Genomic DNA, 22733 nt, shown 5'->3' with positions numbered 1-22733 from the left:
AATGCGTGGTTTCTGACACTTAAGTAGCATCCGCTGGTGATTGACTTGGGTTCTTAAGCTCAGTACGCTCAGGGCATTAGATCGAACAATTGCGGAAAAGTGTGTCTTTTCCGGGCAGGATTGGCTGGCCGGTTTACGACACATGAGGCTCAAGGAGCAGTTATGGACAGCAACAATCCGGAGCGGAGTGGAGAGCAGAAAGCTGCGGACGAGACCCCTGAAGACGTCGCCGTACTGTACTCGTGGGCGAATCTGCAGGGTGCGAAGTATCGTGACTTTTCGGCGTCGCGGCGTGAGTTCCGCGCCCAGATGAAGCATCGCGCCGCAGAAGCCGCGCGCGAAGCGGAAGAGAAGGCGAAGGTAGAAGCAGAAGAGGCCGCGCGCCACGAAGAGGAAGTTGCTGAGAAGCTCTCACAGGAAGCGGCTGACGCGGAAGAGACACAAAGAGCTGCTGTTGCTGCTGAGAGCGCGCGGCAGGCGCAGAAGGCTGCGCAGGATCGACTGGAGGCAGCGCGTCATGCCGAAGCTGCCGCTGCGGCGGAGGCTGCGGCCCGCCGTGCCGAACGCGAGGCGGCCGAAGCCCACGCGCATGCCGAGCTGCAGCAGCGTCGCTGGCCGAACGAACAGCCTCAACCCGCCGTCCCAGGCGAGATCAGTGATCCGTACAGCAAGCCCGTGCACGACGTGGAGGTCGAGCACCATATTCATCGCCCGCACACCTCTTCTGCCGAGCGTGCTGCTGCTTTGCGGCAGAGCTCCGCAATTCGCGCGGCCGTGCGCGTGCAGCCCGGGTTTTCATCGGGCATGAAGAAGGTCCCCATCGTTGACCCGGTGACGCCCAGGCAGCCCGAGCGTATTGCCGAACAGCCGGCAGCCTCGCAGGAGCAGCAGCCGCGGCGCGGCTATCATCCGGATATCCCGACAGCGCAGATGAACGCATATCGCGAAGAGCCGCGTTACCAGGCGCCCCAGCGCAGCTTTATCCCAGCTCCGGAGAGCCCCATGCCGCATTATGAAGAGCGCCCGGCAACCATGCCTCCGCGCCCGGATGTGCCAGAGCCACCTGCCGAACCGGTCCGTAACTTTATTCCTGCTCCTCCGATGCCTCGGCAAGAGCCACAGCCTCGCGAGGTTACATTGCCACCCGTCCACGAGACGCCGCTTAAAAACTATCCTCCGCAGGAACGCGTTGAGACGATGCCCGAGAAGCGTGAACCGGTCCAGCCAATGTATCGCCCTGCTCCGGTGCGGCAGAGTGGCATGATGCCGGCAGCACAGCGGGAACAGGGTCCGGTGCGTCCGGCATGGCTGTATGGCGAAGACCGCCAGCAGCGTCCCCAGCCTCAGCCCGTGCAGCAAGAGCCCCAGCCAGTGCCCGATACATTGCAGCACTCGCGTGAGCGTGTTGCCTCGCGCTGGTTTGCGCTGAAGGGTGTGTTCGATCATTCGCAGGAACAGAATGAGCCGCAGCCTGCGCGTAAGCAGGAGTACCGCGTTCCGACCCTCGTCATCTTTTCTCTCGCCGGCGGTGTCGGTAAGACCAGCATGGTGGCTACACTCGGCCGGGCCATGTCCAGCATGGGCGAGAAGGTACTGCTCACCGATACCACATCCCATGGCCTGCTGCCGTTCTATTTCGGTGCGCGTGAACTGCGTCCGAGCGTAGTGCGGACCTTCTCTCCGCCGCCTGGAAGCACTGATGCTCCCATCTATCTGGTGAACTATGAGCTCGACCAGAAGGGCAATGATCAGGCAACTCAGGAGTGGGTGATGGATGAGATCGCCCGTAACAGCCAGGGAGCTCATCGCATGATCGTGGATCTCAGCTCCGGCTCGAGCTGGCTGCTGCGCCGCCTGGGGCGGTTGAACCCTACGGTCATTGTGCCTCTGGCTCCCGACATGAACTCGGTCATCAGTCTGCAGGCGGTGGAGAAGTTCTTCCACGGTGTTACGGATGCCGACGGGCGTCCGGTACGGCCGAACTATGTTCTGAATCAGTTCGATTCTTCGCTGCCGCTGCACCTGGATGTGCGTGAGGTGATGCGTCAGTTGGTTGGCGATCGTCTTCTGCCCTTTACCATTCGCCGGAATCCGGCGGTGAGTGAGGCTCTGGCAGAGGGCATGACGGTGATCGACTATGCTCCGTCGAGCCCTGTCTCTGAAGACTTCATGAATGTCGCAACGTGGGTGCGCGCGGCTACCGCGCCGGCAACAGCCGGATTCCGCGGAGCAAGGTGGACGGAACGATGACGCATACCGGTGCGTGGCGTGAGTTTGAGACTGGCGACAGTCTGGTAATGAAGTTGGTTCGGGTGCTCGTGATCCTGGGCGGCGTTTTCGTTCTGGGAACAACAGGCATGCTCCGGTTGTCGTGGCCGCAGCAGGCTGTACTTGGTCTGCTGACGGTGCTGATTGGTGTATGGATGGACCGGAGCTCCCGCAGCTACCTGGTCACTCTGACCCTGATGCTCGCGTCGGTCTTTTCGACCTTCCGCTATGGCTACTGGCGTATCGCAACAGTGGTGGAGTTCTTCCAGGACCCCGGAACGAAGTGGGGACCGCTGGATGCCTTTTTCATCCTGACGCTCTGCTTTGCGGAGACCTACGCTTTCCTGATCCTCTATCTTGGCTATCTGCAGACCATCTGGCCTTTGCGCCGCACACCGGTGCCTCTACCGGAGGATCCGAATGAGTGGCCCGAGGTCGACCTGCTGATTCCGACGTACAACGAGCCGCTCAGCGTGGTGCGTTACACCGCGCTTGCGGCCATGAACATCGACTGGCCGGCGGACAAGCTGAACGTCTACATCCTTGACGACGGAAAGCGCGAAGAGTTTCGTTCGTTCTGTGAAGAGGCCGGTATCGGCTACATGACGCGTGACGATAACACGCATGCGAAGGCCGGCAATATTAATCGCGCGCTGAAGCGCCTGAGTGCTCCTTTGGTAGCGATCTTCGATTGCGACCACGTGCCGACGCGCAGCTTCCTGCAGGTAACAGTGGGATGGTTCCTGCGCGACCGCAAGCTGGCGATGCTGCAGACGCCGCACCACTTCTATTCGCCCGATCCGTTCGAGCGCAACCTGGGACAGTTCCGCGTCATTCCGAACGAAGGCGAGCTGTTCTACGGCATTGTGCAGGATGGTAATGACTTCTGGAACGCCACCTTCTTCTGCGGAAGTTGTGCGGTACTGCGCCGCGAAGCTCTGGATGAGATCGGCGGCATCGCGGTCGAGACGGTCACGGAAGACGCGCACACCTCACTGCGTATGCAGATCAACGGCTGGAACACGGCCTACATCAACATTCCGCAGGCAGCCGGCCTTGCAACGGAGCGCCTGAGCGGCCACGTCAAGCAGCGCATCCGATGGGCGCGCGGCATGATCCAGGTCATGCGTACGGACAATCCGCTCTTTGCCAAGGGACTAAAGCCGGCGCAGCGCCTCTGCTACTTCAACGCGATGTCGCACTTCTTGTATGGTCTGCCGCGTCTGATCTTTTTGACCGCGCCTCTGATCTACCTGATCCTTGGTCACACCAATATCCCTGGCTACTGGGCTGCGATTCTGGCGTATGCCTTCCCGCACCTGGTGCTCTCAAGCATTACCAACTCGCGTATCCAGGGACAGCACCGGCACTCGTTCTGGAATGAGATCTACGAGACCGTGCTGGCGCCGTATATCTTTCTGCCGACGATGATGGCGTTGATTAACCCTAAGCTGGGGGCGTTCAATGTGACGGCGAAGGGCGGCGTGGTTAATCGCAGGTTCTTTGACTCCCGCATTGCGCAGCCATTTCTGGTGATGCTGGTGCTGAACGTCATCGGTCTGCTGATGGCGATTCCGCGCTACTTCTACTTTTCGCCCACGCTTCCTTTTCCGTTCAACTATCTAAGCGGACTGTATGACGGCACACACCCGGGCACGATCTGGATGAACGTAATCTGGACGTTCTTCTCGATCATGATTCTGGGCGTAGCGACGGCTGTGGCGTGGGAGAGCCAGCAGCGGCGTCAGACCGTGCGTATCACGATGAGTGTGCCGGCGGACGTCATTACTCCGGATGGTGCGGTGATCTCCGGTCTTACCGCTGATATCTCCAGCGGTGGTCTGCAGATGAACGTGGATGGCAATGCAACGCTCCATGCCGGCGACAACATCAAGGTTGTCTTCCCCGTACTGGATGGCGATGCCGAACTTCCCGCCACAGTGGTGTGGTACGACGGCGTACAGCTTCGCGCGCAGTTCGATTCGCTGACGATTGAGGAAGAAGAGGCGCTGACGATGGTGCTGTACTCGCGCGCCGATACCTGGCTTGGCTGGGGCGAGTCTCGTGAAATTGATAAGCCGCTGGTGAGTCTTATGAGAATTTTCCGGCTGGCGATATTTGGTCTGCAGCAGACAGTTAAGGGCCTGATGAAGAAGAAGACGACAGAGAAGATGGCAGCCAGTGTTGCTCCTGTGCTGGTGCTGGCAGCGATGCTGATGGGCGCGGGCAAGGCTCAGGCGCAGGCCCGGCCAATGCTGCCGGCGACCTCTCCGAATGCAAACGGAGGAGGAGTAGCGCCCACCGGCGCTCCTCAGGCCCAGTTGCCCGGACATGATGGCGGTGTGCAGGCTCGCCCGGTTCCTCCGGGACAGTTCGACAATATCTTTACGCTCTCGGATATTGGTGTTCCCGACACCATCGTGCTGCGTGGTGTCGATGCCTATCACTCGACCTACTTTTCAATTCCGCAGAACCAGGTCGTAAAGTCGGCGACGATGCACCTGAGGTATCACTTTTCGCCCGGCCTGCTGCCGGCGATCAGTCACCTGAAGGTGAGCGTGAACGGCACGTTGTTTGCAACCTTGCCGGTGACAACCCAGCCGAACTTTGTAGGTGAGCCGGCCGATCTGACTCCCGAGCAGAAGATCGCGGCGCAGAACAGCCTGAGCAATGCACGTTCTTTCGAGAATAACGCTCTGCTGGAAGCGACACTGACCCTGCCGGCGGAGATGCTGGTGCATGACAACCAGATCACCTTCGAGTTCGTCGGGCACTACACGCTGCAGTGCGAAGATCCGTCACACTCCACGCTGTGGAGCCACGTGGACACCACCACGACGATCGAGTTGGCCGGCAATCTGCTGCCGCTGCAGGACGATCTCAAGCTGCTGCCGCTGCCGTTCTACGATGCCGCGGTGAATCTGCATCCGTCGATCCCGATCGTCTTTCTTTCGCAGCCCACGCCGAAAGGTTTGCAGGCCGCAGGTATCGTCGCTTCGTACTTCGGCATTCTTACCGACTACCGCCCGGTACGTTTCCCTGTCTCTTTTGGGACCATTCCTCAGGGGAACGCGATCGTCATCAGTGAGAATGCGTCTGAGTTACCCGCGGCTTTAAGTGTTACGGGAAGTAGTGGCCCCACGGTGGCCATGCGAACGAATCCGAGCGATCCCTACTCAAAGGTGCTGATCCTTACAGGCGACAGCGCAGAAGACACGGTGAAGGCCGCGATGGGATTAGCACTGCAGCGGTCCATGTGGCAGGGAGGCCAGGTGAGCGTGCAGGTGAAACATCCGGCTGCCAGCCAACCGGATGATGCTCCGCGATGGCTGCCGACCGATCAGCTCCGCACGGTGGGAGATATCACACAGCAGGCCGAGTTGCAGGGCGATGGCAGCGTCCCCCTGGGCGTCTACATGCGTGTGCCTCCGGATCTTTGCTACGACTGCGTGGCGAAGCAGAATCTCGGGTTCCACATGGAGTACCGCTACAACCCGGTACCGCTGGCCAATGAAAGCACGCTGCAGGTCTATATGAACGGCGCGTATGTCAGCTCGACGCCGATGCCGCATCAGGACAAGGCCAGCGCGATTCTGGAGACACCCATTCCAGTGCCGGTCGTGAATATGCGGCCCTTCTCTAATTCGCTGATGCTGAAGTTCGTCTTCCAGATTGCGAAGAAGGGGAAGTGTCAGGACACCGCTCCGCTGAATCTGCAGGGCGCAATCCTGAAGGGTTCTTATCTCGATATCCGCGATATTCCTCACTGGGCGGTGCTGCCGAATCTCGAGCTCTTCGCCAATGCCGGATATCCCTTCACCCGCATGAAGGATCTGTCAGAGACCGCCGTCGTCATTCCCGATAACGCGCAGACCGACGAGATCGAAGAGTACCTGACGTTGATGGGACACTTCGGAGCGCAGACCGGCTATCCGGCCACCGATGTTACGGTTGTGACGGCCGACGGAATGAAGCGCGACTCCAAGAAGGATTACATCGTTCTTGGAACAGTTGAAGATCAGCCGGCTCTGAGCATGCTGAAGAACGATCTTCCGGTGCGCATCGACGGCGGCGGCTTGCATGTGCAGGATACGCAGGGCTTCTTCACGCCGTTGCAGAATGCTTGGTGGAAGGTGCGTTCGAGCGACCACGTGCAGACCGGAGAGCTGACGATGGCCGGCGGCCTGCCGGACACGATCCTCGAAGGCATCGAGTGGCCGAACAACTCAGGCAGATCTGTCGTGGTGATTGCAGCGCGGGATCACTCAGTGATTCCGCAGTTTCTGACGACCTTCCTTCGGGACTCTCAGTCGTCGGATATTGCGCAGTCGGTCAGCGTGCTGCATGGCGAGAAGTTTTCGTCATATCGCATTGGCAACTATGTCTACCACGTGGGTTATCTGTCGCTCTGGGCGAGGCTGAAGCTGTTCTTCACGCAGTTCTCCTGGACGGTAGTGATCCTGGTCATGGGCTTCTCCTTCCTGATGGCCGGCCTCATCCGGGTATGGTTGCGGCACCGGGCCAGAGTCCGCCTGCAGGGCGAGTAAAGAGAGCCGGTGATGCGGAGCAGCAAAAAACGGGTAAGCGCGAGTGCATGTGTTGCGCTGCTGGTGACCCTTGTGGCCTGGCTCGGCCAGGGGTGCCGGGCGGAACAGCCCTGGGACCTGTGGGAGAAGTACGCCGCGAAGTTCGTTGACCCGCAGGGACGTGTCATCGATCGTACGGCGCAGGATCGGACCACCAGCGAAGGACAGGCCTATGCCATGTTCTTCGCTCTGGTTGCCGGCGATCGCGGCCGGTTTGACAAGCTGCTGAAGTGGACAGAGGAGAACCTTGCGGGCGGCGACATGACGTTGCGTCTGCCTGCCTGGAATTGGGGCAAGTCTCCTGAAGGTCAATGGAAGGTGCTGGATGATCACGCGGCGTCAGATGCCGATCTCTGGATGGCCTATACGCTTCTGGAAGCCGGACGCATCTGGCGCGACGATCGTTACGCCAAGCTGGGGACTGTCATGGCCGGCCGCATCGCGCAGAGTGAAGTCGTTCTGGCGCCGGGGCTGGGAACGACAATCCTTCCGGGCCCACAGGGATTTCATCCCGAACCAACCACCTACATTTTGAACCCCAGCTATTTGCCGCCCTTCGTCCTTGTGCGTCTGGCGAAGGAAAACCCTCAGGGACCGTGGTCGACGGTTCTGGACGCGATGCCTCAGTTGCTGGCTCAGGGAAGTGGTGGCGGCTTTGTCATGGACTGGGTTCTGGCCGGTCCAGGTGGGGTACGTCCTTCCTTGACTCCCGCGCAGTTGGCCACTGGGAAGAATGAAGGTGTCCCGGTAGGGAGCTATGACGCTATTCGCGTCTATCTGTGGCTCGGAATCAGCGATCCGGGAACACCGGGACTTCGGGAGCTGGCGGCGCCGCTCGGCGGCATGACGAACTATATGCGTGCCAACCTGGCTCCGCCGCTGCAGGTGGACTCAGAAGGTAAGGTGCTGAACGCGGATGGCCCGGTCGGTTTTTCGGCGGCGCTTGCTCCCTATCTGCAGATGATGGGATTGAAACAACAGGCCAAGACGCAGATGGATCGTCTGGCGGCTCTGAAGGATCCATCGACGGGACTCTATGGCAGGAATGGTGATTATTACGACCAGAACCTGGCGATGTTTGCCACCGGTTGGCAGGAACAGCGGTTTCGTATTGACAAAGAAGGACGATTGAAGCTGAAGTGGAAGTAACAACTCACGCCGTAAACTAGTGATTCCGCAGTTAATAGCGGAAAAAAACAGGGACAAAACCCTAAGAAAAGCGGTAAGCTAAGCTGCGACGCGGTGTCTCTCTAGATACCCCCTCGCCGCCTAAGGATTTGCGAGTAGGAATGAAGAATCTGCCACCAATGCGAATGCTCACGGCCAGCCTGGCGCTATATGCGGGCATGATGGGCACGCCTGCCATGTCCTGGGCGCAGGGAAATGCGTCGACGACGGCAGCTCTGCTGGATAAGGCGCACTCTCTTGAAGTAAAGGGACGCATGGATATGGCGGCTCAGACCTGGCAGCAGGTGCTGCTGGCTGATCCCAATAATCCTGAGGCGCTGGGCGGATTGGCTCGTGCTGCCAAGCTTGCGGGAAATCAGCAGCAGGCAAAGCAGTACCTGGATCGCCTGCGGGCGGTTAGCCCGAACGATCCGAATATTGAGCGTGCCGAGAACATGATGACCCAGCAGAACCAGCTGCAGCAGTTGCAGCAGGCTGGCAAGTTGGCGCAGGCCGGACAGTATGCGCAGGCGATGAACATCTATCGCCAGGTCTTTGGTGGAACGCCGCCTCCGGGCGATTGGGCGCTGGCCTATTACGAGACCGAATCGGCAACCGAAGACGGTCGCCCTCACGCCATCGCCGGTCTTCGTTCTCTCATTGATAAGTATCCGCAGGATTCGCGCTATCAGATCGCTCTGGGACGCATCCTGACCTACAACCCGGCTACCCGCGCCGAAGGCCGGCGGTATCTGGAGCGTCACCCGAATGATCCGGGAGCCATGGAAGCGCTGCGCCAGTCGCTGACCTGGGATGCGCAGAATCCGGCAGCTCTTTCCGACATCCGCGCTTATCTCGCAAAGCACAAGGATCCCGCCCTTGAGACGGCGATGAAGAGCACGCAGGCTCGCGTTGCTGCATCGGTCCGGACTGGAGCTCGTACCGCAGCACAGGGGCCGGCGATGACTCCGGAACAGCAGGCGGAGATCGTTGCGAATCGCCAGGTAAGCCAGGAAGAGCAGGCCGCCTATGCTGCACTGAATGGAAAACGGCTGACAGACGCGGAAGAGCGCTTCAAGGCGCTGCTGGCAAAGAATCCGGATAATCCGCGTGCGCTGGCCGGCATGGGTTATATCCGCATGCAGCAGTCGAACTTCGGTGGAGCGATCAGCTTCCTGGAGCAGGCCAAGCAGGACGGAGCGCGCGATGCCGGTCTGGAAAATGCGCTGTCGACCTCGCGGTTCTGGTACACGATGGGCGAGGGAACCTCAGCCCTGAATGAGAGCGATCTGACAACCGCCGAAAAGCACTTCCGTGCGGCGCTGGACATGAAGCCCGGCAGCCCGGAAGCACTCGAAGGTCTGGCTGGAACCTTGATGAAGGCGCAGCAGCCTGAAGCCGCGGCTCCGTACTACGAGCAGTACATCAAGCTGAGGGCCAGCGGCATTACCGGCTGGAGAGGCTTGTTTACGGCTCAATATCAGGCAGGGAATGCAGCTCTTGCACTGGCAACAGAACGGAAGATGCCGGCGGGGGTGCGAGCTCAGCTCATGAAAGACCCGGACTTCCTGCGAACGTTGGCCTCGGCCTACTCGGCCGTAGGTCGAGACGCAGATGCACAGCGAGTGTTGAAGGGAGCCCTTGAGCTCCCTTTTCCCGCTGATGGGCGTGGTATCAAAATCGAGACCCAGCTGCAGTACGCCGGCCTTCTGTTGGCCGGCAATCACATGGATCAGGCCGCCGGGCTCTATCGCCAGGTGTTGAGTGAAGATGCTGCGAATGTTGCCGCCTGGCAGGGGCTGGTGCGCGTTGAGCATGCCATGAAGAATGATGCGCTTGCCGAGCAGACGCTGGAGAGTATGCCCCCCTCCGCGTATGATCAGGCACTTCGCGATCCTGGTTTCGTCAGCACGGTAGCTGCGGTTTACGATGCACAGAACAAGCTCGATATTGCGCAGGACATGCTGGAGAAGGCCGTCTCGCAGGCAAGTATGGCCGGGCAGAAGCCATCGGTCGCCATGCAGACGGAACTCGCAGGCATCTACATGAAGCGCGGCAACGCCCAGCAGGCGTATGCCATCTATCGCCAGGTTCTGACGGAGAACCCTGACCGGCTCGATAGCTGGAAGGGTTTGTTGACGGCACTTCATGCCAGTGGCCATGACCAGGAAGCCCTGGCGCAGGTACAGCAGATTCCGCAGCAGACACGCAAGCAGCTCGAACTGGATCCGGAGTATCTGCAGACCGTAGGCGGTATCTACGGGGGACTGGGGCAGCCGCAGCAGGCGATGGTCTTTCTGCAGCGCGTGCAGCAACACTATGCCAGGCAGAATATGGCGCCTCCCGCGGATATCGATATCCAGGACGCCTGGCTGCTCTATAACTCCCAGAACGATTCCGGTCTCTATCGCCAGTTAATGATGATTGGCAGCCGCAATGACCTGAATGAAGAACAGCGCCGTACAGTGCAGACCATCTGGGCGAATTGGGCAGTACGCCGCGCCAATCAGGCTGTGGCGGCCAATAACATTCGCCGTGCGCTGGCGATTCTGAACGCCGCGGCGAAGGCTTTTCCCGATAATCCGGCTGTAATTCGCGCGTTGGCAACGGGCTATGCGCGTGCCGGTCAGCCGAAACAGGCAGTTGCTATCTTCCGTTCGCAGGACATGACGACGGCGTCGGCGACCGATTACAAGGCCGCCATCGGGGCTGCCCTGGCGGCGAACGATACCAAGAATGCCGAGACGTGGCTGCGTTATGGCCTCGATCAGTATCCGAAGGATGCGCAAATGCTGATCCTTGCGGCGAAGTTCGAGCAGGCTCGCGGAGACAGCGAACGTGCGGCGGACTACTACAAAGCAAGTCTCAATGCGATGCCTCCGGGAGATCCAGGTGCTGAGCTCGCTGCCGAGATGAGCCTCGCAGCCCAGAATGGCGGCCGTCTGCCCAATGCGACGCAGGCTATGGATCTGGCACAGTTGATGGCTCCGGGATCAGATGCAGCCATGGTGACGGGACAGATCGCAGCTCCGGCGCCTCCGCCTTATCTTCCCAGCTACTCGAATCAGTACGGGACTGCGCCGGTACAGCTACAGGGAAACGGCGCTCCTCCGAATGGCACTCTGGTGCCGTCGTATATGACGAATCCGGCCTACCAGCAGCAGCGCACGCCGGCTCGTCCGGGAACGACGACGCGGCTAAAGGATTACATTCCGCAGGCGGAGGCGAATCCGGCGCTTGCTCCGTTCGGCCAGCAACAGCCCGAGGCCACCGCTCAGAGCGCTTTGCCGGCCTTCCCGCAGACGGACACCAACGGCAATGCCGTCAATGCCAATGACTACATGGCATATCAGCGGGAGCAGATCCGGCGGTTGACAGAGCAGGCAGTCAATGGCGCAGGTCCTCTCTCCGCTTATGGCCCTCCAGCTCAGCAGCAGGCTCGCGGTGAAGTTTACGGTCCCTACGTTCCGTTCAACCCGCAAAGCGTAAACCAGAATGCCGCCTATATGGCGCAGGCGGCCCCGGTGGATCTGGGATCGGATCTCCAGCCCATCCAGCCGAAGATGCAGCAGCCGACAGACGTTGTTCCGACGGCGAAGTATGTGCCGAACTCCAGGCGCACTGGCCGTTTGCCGTCGTCATCCTCTCATCCGGACATCGCGGCAGCCGAAGCCGCCGCCACCCGTCGCAGACAGTCCGACCCGAGACCGTTGGTTGGTACGAGCCATCCTCCGCAGGACCCGATCGATGTTGCTCCCCTGACCCAGACGCAGTACAACGGTCAGCCGTACAACGCCGCGCAGACGCAGATTCCGCAGCCGCAGGGCGGCACGGGTTCGGCGGTTCAGGCTCCTCAGACGCAGCAGAACTATCAGTATCGTGGCGGCCTGGCGCAGAACGCCGGTGCGGCTACCGGGACAGAGAGCTACGGACAGCAGTATCCGCAGCCAGTACGTCGTCCGGCTACGACCGGGCGCCGGACGGTACGCAGCCGTTCTGTCGAGGGAACCTCCACCGGACCGCAGCAGGCTCCACTCTTTTATCCTGGCGTCCCTGTCGCGCTGAGCGGTCAACCCTATCCTGATCTGGGACCAAGCTACCCGCTGCAAAATCCTCCAACGGATCCCATGCTGTTGGCAAAGAACGTTCCGCCGTTGCGTGGCAGTTGGGATCGCACTGCGGCTCTGACTCCGGGACCTCCTCTCAGCGAGCGGCAGCAGGCCGAACTGGACCTGGCTTCTCTGGAGGCAAGCTATTCCTCATGGATCGGCGCGACGGCTCTTGCCCGTTATCGCAGCGGCATCTCGGGTATGAACCGGCTGTTCGATCTGGAATCGCCCTTCGAGGCGACGCTGGTCGCGAATAAGACACTGCGGCTCAGCATCATTCCACGGGCTGTCTTCCTGAATGCGGGCTCGCTCGATCTTGCGTCGTACCAGAACGCCAGCGGCACGGTGCCGATTCTGGGCACACTTCCTTTGAACGCCATCAATCAGCCGTCGCAGCAGCTTACGGCCGGCCTCGGTGGCGAGGCGCAACTGGTAACCACCAATATGGCGGTGTCGGTTGGCTTCACCCCCTACGAGTTCCTCGTAACCAATGTCATCGGCCATGGGCGCTGGCGTCCCTTCGGTGGCCACTTCCTGTTGTTCGCCGATCGCGACAACGTGAAAGACACACAGCTGTCCTACTCCGGTATGCGCGATCCGGGCTCTGCCACACCGGTCTTCGCGGGCAACATCTGGGGCGGCGTCGTCTCCACCGGAGGCGGTCTGCGTCTCGACTTCGGCAATGAGCGTGCAGGCTTCTACGTCAGTGCGGCAGGGGCCTCTCTGACCGGATTTCATGTCCTGGATAACCGGAAGTTCGAAGGCACCGTCGGTTCCTACTGGCGGGTGAAGCAGTTCCCGGGCTATGGCTCTTTGAATCTCGGCGCCAGCTTCTTCGGCATGCACTATGACAACAACCAGCGCGGCATGACCTACGGCATGGGCGGATACTTCAGCCCGAACGCGTACTTCCTCGGCGCCATGCCTGTCACCTTCAATGGTTTCTACGGCACGAACTGGCACTATACGATCGCCGGTGCTGTGGGCGTGCAAAGCTTCCAGGAAGCCTACGCCAAGTACTATCCCCTGGATACGTCACTGCAGACCGGGGCGTTCTCGGGTTGCACGCTGCCCTCCATTGCGGCGCATACCTGCGGAGAGTATCCGGTCAACACCAGCACCGGGCTGAACTACTCTTTGAACTCTGAGATGAGTTACCGCATCGCCGATCACTGGTACGTCGGCGGCATTCTGAACGGCAACAATACGAACAACTACAACACCATTACGGCCGGCTTCTTCTTCCGCTACCTGTTCAAGCCGCAGGTGCCGACAGAAGACTACCCGACGGGTCTGTTCCCGTACGACGGTTTCCGCCCGTTACGTGTGCCGTAGAGGATTTTCCTTGTGAGGTAGTGTAGGCTTCCGCATCTATGGGTGTTTTCCGCAAAGAAAACGCCGCTGCATGTCCTTTCCGGATATTCAGGAACTGGGAAAATGCTATAAATCCTGTGCAAATTCTCTTGCCTCTCGTCCGTGCGCAGGATATAAAGCAGCTACATCTCCAACTTTGGTACGTCAGGCGTGGAAGAAATCGTTCTCCGCCCGTCATTCCTTGGCCCGCTCGTTGGCTTGATCTGCAAAGGGTTTGTAGCTGTGTTCCTGAATCGTTCTCTTGCCTTTCCTTCCTCGGTTCGTCTCCTCGCATGTGCCTGTTTCGTCGCGCTGCTTAGCTCCTCTGCATTCGCGGAAAAGAAACCGGTCCTGCCTGACTGGCTGAAAGAGGCTGCGAAGCAGCCGCTGCCCTCATACCCTGCAAATACCAATGCCGTTGTCCTGCTTTCGGATACTACCTATACCGTAAGCGGCGACCTGCGTGCAGTGGAGCATCACCGCGTGGCCATCAAGATTCTGCGCCCACAGGGTAGGGGCTATGCACATCTCGGAGCTTCCTACGACGGTGATTCGAAACTTCGTCTTCTGAAAATCTGGAGCATTGGACCGGATGGTCATGAGTACGAGTTGAAGGATAACGAGATTGCAGACCACGGTTCTTACGAGGGTTATCTGCTCTATTCGGATGATCGCTATAGGGGAGGTACTGCGCCGGCCGGCGATCCTGGGGCGATTGTTGCCATGGAGTACGAGCGCGAGGCTCGTCCCTACTCTACGGAATATATTTGGCACGTTCAGGAGGAGCTCCCGGTTCTGAAAGAGCGCCTGAAGCTGGAGTTGCCGCCAGGCGTGGAATACAAAGAGGTCTGGAAGGGAAAGAAGGAAACTGTCCCGGTCGATCTTGAAAAAGGTAAGTATCTGTGGGAAGTTTCCAACGAGCCGCCAGTTGATCTGCGAGACGTCAATATGGCTCCGGAATGGCGAGGGCAGACGAAGCGCATGTCCGTCCACTATTTTGGAGCCCCGATTCCTAACGCGACGAAGGGAAGTTGGGAGAGTATCGGCGAGTGGTATGACGTCCTTGCGAAAGGACGTAACGATGCCACGCCGGAGATGACCGCTAAGGCACAGGAGCTGATTGCCGGTAAGACGGATTTTGCGGAGAAAGTCCAGTCGATTGCGGAGTATGTACAGAGTCAGATTCGGTATGTTGCCATCGAAATCGGAGTAGGCGGGTACCAGCCCCATCCGGCACAACAGATCTACAAAAACAAATACGGCGACTGTAAAGATAAAGCGACGCTTCTCTCAGCCATGCTCTCTGGTGTTGGTATCCGCTCGACATGGGTGATGGTGGACTCTGATCGGGGTGTGGTGGATCCTAATGCTCCATCGATTGCCGGGAACCATATGATTGCGGCGATCGAACTTCCGGCGGACTACGAGTCTTCTAAGCTGCATGCCATCGTGAAGGCAAATAATGGCAAGCGGTATCTAATCTTCGATCCAACCTGGGAGTACACGCCATTCGGGCATCTTGAGTACAACCTGCAAGGCGGCTATGGCGTACTGATGGACGGGAAGTACAGTCAAGTCATTGCATTTCCAATTCTCGATCCCGAAATGAATTCAATCCGCCGTACAGGCCAGTTCAAGCTGGCGGAAGACGGCTCACTGACTGGGCAGATAATAGAAAGCCGTTTCGGTGATATCGCCGATCGGCATCGTCGGCTCTTTCGTACCGGGACTGAGAAAGAACAGCACGAGATCTTTGATCGTATGCTCGGACGCGATCTGGTGAATTTCAGCTATGACGGTTTGAAAGTTGAGAACACCATGGAGCTTACGAAAGATTTGAAGATGTCCTATGCCTTGAAGGCATCAAGCTTTGCCAGACCTGCGGGCTCTTTGTTGATGATGCGTCCTCGCGTGCTCGGAACTGACAGTCTGGAGACAGATAGAAAGGCCCGTGTATATCCCATCGATCTTGGCGCCGCACGAGAAGTGAAAGACGACTATGAGATCGAATTGCCGCAGGGCTATGTGGCGGACGAAATCCCCGATCCGGTGAAGATGGATATGGGCTGGGCCTCGTATGAGAGCGCCAGTAAGGTTGAAGGCGGCAAGCTGCATTACACACGGACATACGTGGTGCGGCAGGTGGAGTTGCCCGCGGCGAAATACGAAGAAGTGCAGAAGCTCGCAGGTGTAATCGGTTACGACGAGCAAAGCAACGTCGTTCTGAAAAAGAAGTAACAAGAGATGGTTTGGAGGTTGAGATGTTTCGGATGATACGTGCCGCCTATCTGGCAGCGGCGTTGGTGGTAGGAAGCGGCGTGGCGCACGCTGCTGATCAGTGGATTACGCCGACACAGGATGAACTGAAGATGACAAGCTTCCCGCAGGCGCCGGGAGCTTCGGCCGTGATTCTGAACTATGACGAGCTGACGGAAGACGGGCTCCATATGTTCAGCGCTTATGTTCGCATCAAAATTCTTAACGAAGAGGGGAGAAAAAATGCGGACTATGAACTGGTGCAGTACCACGGCAATGATGGCTGGTACTGGAATATCGATGATGTTCAGGGACGCACGATCCATCCCGATGGGACGATCATCCCATATACGGGAAAACCTTATGAAAAGGTGATCGAAAAGACTAAGGAGAACAAGTACACGGCGAAGGTCGTTACCCTTCCGGACGTGACGGTGGGCAGCATTATCGAGCTGCATTACAAAAAACGCTGGGACGATAACTGGTATACCTTCCCTCGCTGGGATGTTCAGGGAGGCCTGTACGTGCAGAAGGCGCACTACGTATGGAAGCCCAGCACCAGGGAGTTGTATTTCTCTGATGGAAAGAACAACACACGAATCTCCTGGACGCCGATTCTTCCCAAAGGTACAGAGATCAAGCAGACGCAATTGCCTGGTGTAAATGGGAATAACGGTCAGATCATCTTCGAGTTGAATGCGAAGGATATTCCGGCTGTGGTTGAGGAGGACTATATGCCTCCCATGAAAAGCAATAGCTACCGGGTGATGTTCTATTACCTGAGCTACAAGAGCGCGGATGAGTTCTGGCAGTCGGAAGGCAAGAAATGGTCGAAGGACATCGACAAGTTTGCTGAGCCGTCCGGCGCTGTACGGTCCTTCACGACGGAAACCATCGCCGGTGCCACGACGCAGGACGACAAGCTGAAGAAGATTTACGCCGCTGTGATGGCGATGGACAACACGGACTTTACCCGCGCGCGCACTGCCTCCGAAGATAAGGCCAATGGCCTCAAGGCCGTGAAGTCCGCCGATGACGTCCTCGCCCGAAAGCGCGGCAGCAGTGATGATCTGGCCGGTCTTTTCCTCGCGATGGCGAAGGCTGCGGGTATGAAGGCCTACGGAATGGCGGTAGTACGCCGAGATGACAGGATCTTTCTTCCTGGTTGGCTTTCCTTTTCGCAACTTGATGATCTGGTCGCGATTGTCGTTGTCGATGGTAAGGAACAATTCTTTGATCCAGGCATGAAGTATGTTCCCTACGGACACTTGGATTGGAAGCACACGTATGCCGGTGGCATTCGTCAGACGGATCAGGGTGTCAAGGTCGCGGAGCTTCCGGGCGAGAGCTATAAGTACTCTCAGGTGCAGCGAGTCGCTGATCTGAAACTCGACGAAACAGGCAAAGCAACTGGTGTAGGCGTATTTACTTTCATGGGAGCTCCCGCCGTACGTTGGCGTCAACGTGCAACCCGTACCGACGAAACAGAGTTGAACCGCGATCTGAAGGATGCCGTGGAAGCCATGCTGCCCGCCGGCATGGAAGCGGAGGTCACGAAGATCGAGCAGCTCTATGACTACGAAAAGCCTCTGAAAGTGGCGCTGAAGGTGAGTGGTCCTGTAGGTGTAGCGACCTCGAAGCGTATGATTCTTCCCGGCGATATCTATGAGTCGCGCGCCAAGGCTGCGTTCCCGCATGAAAAGCGTGAGCTTCCGGTCTACTTCAACTATGAAGTATGGGAACGCGATGCGGTCCGTTATGTTCTTCCGGCAGGAATGAAGGTCGAGTCGGCTCCTGGTACAACGCAGGACAAGATTCTGGACAGCATGCTGTATGACATCAGCAGCCAGCAGGTGACGAACACGATCACGGTTCGCCGTAACCTCGCGCGCAACGGTCTGATCTACCCAGTCACCGATTATCCGACAATCCGGACCTTCTATAACAAGCTGCAGGCCAAGGATCAGGAGAACGTCGTATTGCAGCCCGCACCTGCGGCTACAGCCTCGGGAGCAAGCAACTAGGGGTTATCGACGAATTCGGAAGCAGTAGATACTCGGTGCCCCAATTCTTCGCGGTTTGATCGCGAACGGTGGGTATCGCGCTTCGCGCGAGCGTATTTTCGTTTGTCATTTCGTAGCGACCAACGGGCGCGGAGAAATCTTCTTATCGACCCGTACTGCGGTGAGCAATACACCAAGAACTACGGAATCCGGCAGATGCGGATATCGTGATCGACGTAGGGACAATCAAGGCGGGTGTTGGCTAAAGGGCGAAGGATCACCCAGGTCACACCCGCCGGTTTCATTCTGGCGATACGTGTCGTGTCATCCAGGGCATCGAGATCACGCTGCAGGGCTACACCGCGGATCCAGTCGTTCGCAACGGATGGTTTTACCGCAGCGATCCCTCCATCTTTGGAATAATCCGGCAACGCATCGCGCAGCGCAATTGCGCGGAAGACGTGGGTATCCTCGCCCGGAAGGTTGTGGTAGTCGGAGTCCATCGCGAATACGGCGTCCTGCGGCGTATGTTCCCGTATCCAGAGGAAGGCGCGTTCCCACTCATTGGACAAGGTTCGCCAGGGGAGTTCCAGATGAACCGTGTTCGGATAGATATTGCGCTGTACCAGGAAAAGAAATACCGCGAGTGCGGCGATGATGAGTCCACCAACAATCCTGCGAGGTATCAGTGCAAGTAGTGAGCCGAGCGCCAGAGCCATCACCAGATAGAGAAATGTGAAAAAGCGAAGAGGCTGCAGACTGGCGACCAGATGGTTGCCGCTCTCGGGATGTGCGAACAGCAGGTTGACCACGATGGTGACGATCCCACCGAGACAGAGAGCCCGCAGGAAGGTCGAAAAGGTATCGGTGAAGGTTGTCAGACGAAAGCGATCCAGAGCCAAAAGCAACAGAATCGGCGCAATCACACCGATGATTTCATCCCAACTCCAGCGAGTAAGGAACCAGTAGGTCCGGGAGACGGCGGCTTCGCGATAGGCAGAAGATTCGACCGGTGCAAGCCAATGGACGGCCGTCGATGTCGCCAGGGCAAATGCGATGACGCCGTACACCATGGCGCGGTTTCCGCTGCGAAGGGCAACGATCAGTGCAATCAGGTAAATCCCGCAGGCGGCGATCAGCGGATGGAGCAGGCTGCCCGGCACGAGGAAAATCACGATGCGCACCCAGCGTGGCTGGTCTTGCAGCGATTCGGCGATGGCAAAGAGCACCAGCGGAAGACCAAGCGAACGCGAGGTGAGATAGGGATCCACCATGATGATCGATGTCCCTGCGACAGGCATCGACATGATCGCGGTGAAGAGGAGCAGGCCGAACCAGCGGGCCGCCTCGCTGCGCAGACATGTTTGCAGAATGCTGTACAGCCCGCTCAGGGTGAGGTAGATGGACGCCACATAGCCAAGAAAAAAGACCCAGGTCAGGCTCAAATGCGCGAGTGTCGCGATGCCGGTCATCATCCGTGAAAAAAAGAGGCAGGAGACGTGTGCATCCGCGAACTGGCTGAGGTGAGGGAAGAGCTGGGGCTGCAACGCGTGTTCGGCGGCGGCAATATAAATACCGCCATCTTCGCTGTAGGGGTGATAACCGTGAATCACCAAGGCCGCAAGCGCGAGAACAACCAGAACCAGGGCTTGTCCGCTACGAGAGGCGGTGAACTGGCGAACAGGGCGCTCTACCTGTTGCGGTTGCGTTACGACGACGAACGTGGCCAATGGTTAGAAGAACTCCCGATGGGCTAAGTGTTTAGACGAACAGCAATGTGGAAAAAGTTTCGGTGCGTGGCTTAATCGGGAAGAAATTGGCCCGTTTGTCGTCCTCACTATAATAAGGACGATGCTCTGCACCCATGAACTGTTGCCCGTGGCCACTCCCAAGGCCCGTCCAAGGATAACCGCATGACGCCGCAGCAGCGCCGTAATCTGCTGAAAACAATCCCCGGTTTTCTAATCAGCGGTTTTTTCCTCTGGTTCACCTTTCATAAGGTGGACTATGCCGGTCTACGCAAAGTACGGCTGGTTGAGCCTTCATGGATGCTGGTTGCCGTGGTCTTTCTGATTGCGGGTTACACCCTGCGGTCGCATCGCTGGTGGCTGATGATGCATGCCTCAAGCCGGGCGAAGTTCTCCACCTGTGCGCGGGTTCTGATGACGAGCTTTGCTGCGAACAACATCATGCCGCTTCGCATTGGAGATTTTCTCCGCGTCTTCAGCTACGCCGGCGACCTGAATTCAACCGCGCCTGTAATCTTAAGCACCGTCGTTCTGGAACGCGTTCTGGACGTCTTCACGCTGCTGCTTCTGTTTGTAGCTACGATGGGGCGCAACTCGACGCTGATTTCGCCCAAAACTCAGATCGTGGCGCGCGTGTTGTTGCTGGGAGTGAGCGGCGCGGTACTGGTGCTGCTGTTGGCTGCGGCGAAGCTCAAATCTCCCTTTGGAAAGCTCTTGAACCTTTTGCCGCATCCTGGGCTCGTCGGCAAAATCGAAGCTCGGCTGGTCTCGGCTTTGGATGCAATTGCCATCATCTCTCTGCCGGTGCGCCTGGCGCTTCTGCTGGAGTCCTTTGTCTTATGGGCATGTGAGGGAATGATTTTCGTCGCGGTAGCGCGTGCCTTGGGAATTGTGAGTGACTGGATCGGCCCCTGGGGCGCCCTGGCCTTCAGCAATCTTTCCTATCTCATTCCGAGCTCGCCCGGAGCAGTGGGTACCTTCGAATTCACAGCAAAACTGGCCATGGTCTCGCACGGAGCAGCGGAGACGCCCGCAGTGGCCTTTGCTTTAGTTGTCCATGTTTTTATCCTGTTCACGGTAACGGCTGCCGGTGGCTTCATGTTTCTGTCGCACCGCGCGCAGCGCGGTCCACATCCCTCGCTGACGCGGGAAGTGGAAGAGCTGCCGGCCGAGCTTCCGTAAAGTAGAGAGAGTATGTATCGCAAGATTCAATTAGATCTGCTGCGGCAGATTGCTGCTGTCGTTGAGAAAAAATACGGAATTGAACTGCCCCAGGTTGCCGTGGAGCAGCCGCCGAAGCTAGAGTTCGGCGAGTACGCGCTGCCGGTAGCACTGCAACTGGCGAAACGAGTGAAGAAGGCGCCTCGGGCGGTTGCCGAGGAGCTTCGTCCTGAGCTCGAATCGATCGACGGCGTCGCCTCGGTGGAGATCGCCGGTCCGGGCTACCTGAATATCAAGCTCGATCGCGGCGTGGTTGCCGACCGTATCGCAACCGGCGAGCATGCCGACGTCGGAGGTCCGGGCTTCCGGCTGGTGGAGCACACCAGTATCAATCCGAACAAGGCTGCTCACATCGGGCACCTGCGCAATGCCATTCTGGGAGATACCTTTCAGCGCCTGCTGCGCAAAGACGAATATAAGAGCGGCTATGATGTCGGCGTTCAGAACTACATCGATAACACCGGCGTGCAGGTAGCGGATGTAGTCGTGGGCCTGGTGGCCCTGGAAGGTCGCACGTTGGCCGGTGTGAAGTCGTTGCTGGAAGAACTCGCAGCCAGGAACGAACGAGTCGACTTCTACATGTGGGACCTGTATGCGCGTGTCTCGCAGTGGTACACGGCTGATGAAGCGGAGAAGGAAGCGCGGAAGAAGCTGCGTCTCGACACGCTGCACGCCATTGAGCATGGCGGCAATGAGACGGCCGAGGTTGCCGACCTGATTGCAACAGCCGTCCTGCGGCGTCACCTTGAGACCATGGAACGGCTCGGCATCGAGTATGATTTCCTGCCCAGAGAGAGCGAAATTCTCCATCTGAAGTTCTGGGAAGCAGCACGAGCGCTGATGATTGAGAAGGGCGTGCTTTACCAGGAGACCGAAGGCAAAAACAAGGGGTGCTGGGTGATGCGTCGCGCCGGCTCGGAGTTCCCTACCGAAGGTCCTGACGGTGATGCGAAGGTGATCGTGCGGTCAAACGGCACCGTGACCTATGTTGGTAAGGACATTGCCTATCATTTGTGGAAGTTCGGTCTGCTGGGTAAGGATTTCGGCTACAAGCCATTTCACCAATACCCCAACCATATGTGTTGGATCTCGACCGAAGATGGCGAAGAGCCGCATCCCTATTTCGGCCGCGCCGATGCCATCTACAACGTCATCGACTCGCGTCAGAATGACCCCCAGAGCAATGTCATTCAGGCGTTGCGCGGCATGGGATATGAGGATGCCGCCGATCGTTATACCCATCTGAACTACGAGATGGTGGCATTGACGCCACGCTGCGCAATTGAACTGGGCTACACCGTCAGTGAGGAAGACCAGCAACGTGCGTACATCGAGGTGAGCGGGCGCAAGGGATTCGGTGTCAAAGCTGACGACCTGCTGGACAAGCTGATCGCCGCTGCGAAGGTTGAAGTGGACGCGCGTCATCCTGAACTCGATGAGGCAGATCGCTTCGAAACCGCGCGCAAAATCGCTGTTGGCGCTCTGCGTTACTTCATGCTGAAGTACTCACGGAATACCGTGATTGCATTCGACTTCCGCGATGCATTGAGCTTTGAGGGAGAGACCGGGCCATATGTGCAGTACGCCATCGTGCGCGCCGCAAATATCTTCCGTAAAGCGGGCGTCGAGGAGCAGGACGCTGTGACTGACCTTGCCGCAGGGGATCTGCTGGAAGGAGAGAACGGCGCCAGTATCTGGGAGGTATGGCTCACAGCTTCGAAGCTGACGATGGTGATCGAGCAGGCCATCCAGAATGCAGAACCGGCGATCCTGGCGAAGTATGTCTTTCAGTTGGCGCAGCAGTTCAACAACTTCTACCACAAGCATCACATCCTCACTGAGACGGATGAGGCGAAGAAGAAACTGCTTCTGGCTACGGCGGCTGTCGCCAAACGCGAGATGGTTCGCGCCCTATCGTTGCTTGGGATTGAAGCTCCTGAAGTCATGTAGGGAGTGTTGTGGTTGGCCAGAATCTTCGGGCAACGAAGAGGCGGCCGAACCTGTCTTATCTCCGGCATGAGG

Annotated in this window: 9 protein-coding genes; 8 read left to right on the top strand and 1 reads right to left on the bottom strand. The window is 58.3% G+C overall.

Annotation, left to right across the window (positions count from 1 at the left end; genetic code table 11):
* The first annotated feature begins 162 nt into the window (after window positions 1-162).
* The 6 genes from OHL21_RS11600 to OHL21_RS11575 all read left to right on the top strand — a co-directional run bounded on the left by OHL21_RS11600 (window position 163) and on the right by OHL21_RS11575 (window position 17763).
* Window positions 163-2250: a cellulose synthase operon protein YhjQ/BcsQ gene (locus OHL21_RS11600; protein ID WP_263417433.1), complete on the top strand. Its 2088-nt coding sequence runs from the start codon at window positions 163-165 to the stop codon at window positions 2248-2250.
* Entirely contained in the window at window positions 2184-6815 is a 4632-nt protein-coding gene (gene bcsA / locus OHL21_RS11595) for a UDP-forming cellulose synthase catalytic subunit (RefSeq protein WP_317889974.1), read from the top strand. The genes OHL21_RS11600 and bcsA overlap by 67 nt, the downstream gene beginning before the upstream one ends.
* Window positions 6816-6827: 12 nt before the next feature.
* Entirely contained in the window at window positions 6828-8003 is a 1176-nt protein-coding gene (bcsZ, locus tag OHL21_RS11590) for a cellulose synthase complex periplasmic endoglucanase BcsZ (protein WP_263417432.1), read from the top strand.
* A 140-nt stretch (window positions 8004-8143) separates the two neighbouring features.
* The gene (locus tag OHL21_RS11585; protein ID WP_263417431.1) at window positions 8144-13465 is read left to right on the top strand and encodes a cellulose synthase subunit BcsC-related outer membrane protein; all 5322 of its coding nucleotides are present in this window, start codon (window positions 8144-8146) and stop codon (window positions 13463-13465) included.
* Between the two features lie 261 nt (window positions 13466-13726).
* Entirely contained in the window at window positions 13727-15721 is a 1995-nt protein-coding gene (locus OHL21_RS11580) for a DUF3857 domain-containing transglutaminase family protein (protein WP_263417430.1), read from the top strand.
* A gap of 23 nt (window positions 15722-15744) precedes the next feature.
* Complete coding sequence (locus tag OHL21_RS11575; protein ID WP_263417429.1) at window positions 15745-17763, top strand: DUF3857 domain-containing protein; 2019 nt, start codon at window positions 15745-15747, stop codon at window positions 17761-17763.
* A gap of 179 nt (window positions 17764-17942) precedes the next feature.
* Here the strand turns inward: OHL21_RS11575 and OHL21_RS11570 are convergent, their stop codons facing one another.
* A complete protein-coding gene (locus tag OHL21_RS11570) occupies window positions 17943-19472 on the bottom strand; it encodes a hypothetical protein (RefSeq protein WP_263417428.1) in 1530 nt (509 codons plus the stop codon).
* 183 nt (window positions 19473-19655) lie between these two features.
* Between OHL21_RS11570 and OHL21_RS11565 the strand changes: the two genes are divergently transcribed.
* Together OHL21_RS11565 and OHL21_RS11560 are read left to right on the top strand one after the other, a co-directional pair.
* Window positions 19656-20672 (top strand): lysylphosphatidylglycerol synthase transmembrane domain-containing protein, encoded by a 1017-nt coding sequence (locus tag OHL21_RS11565; protein ID WP_263417427.1) that lies wholly within the window; start codon window positions 19656-19658, stop codon window positions 20670-20672.
* 12 nt (window positions 20673-20684) lie between these two features.
* Window positions 20685-22661 (top strand): arginine--tRNA ligase, encoded by a 1977-nt coding sequence (locus OHL21_RS11560; RefSeq protein ID WP_263417426.1) that lies wholly within the window; start codon window positions 20685-20687, stop codon window positions 22659-22661.
* Window positions 22662-22733: the final 72 nt, after the last annotated feature.

Source organism: Terriglobus albidus (assembly GCF_025685425.1).
GTDB lineage: Bacteria > Acidobacteriota > Terriglobia > Terriglobales > Acidobacteriaceae > Terriglobus > Terriglobus albidus.
This window is presented reverse-complemented; position numbering and strand designations above follow the sequence as displayed.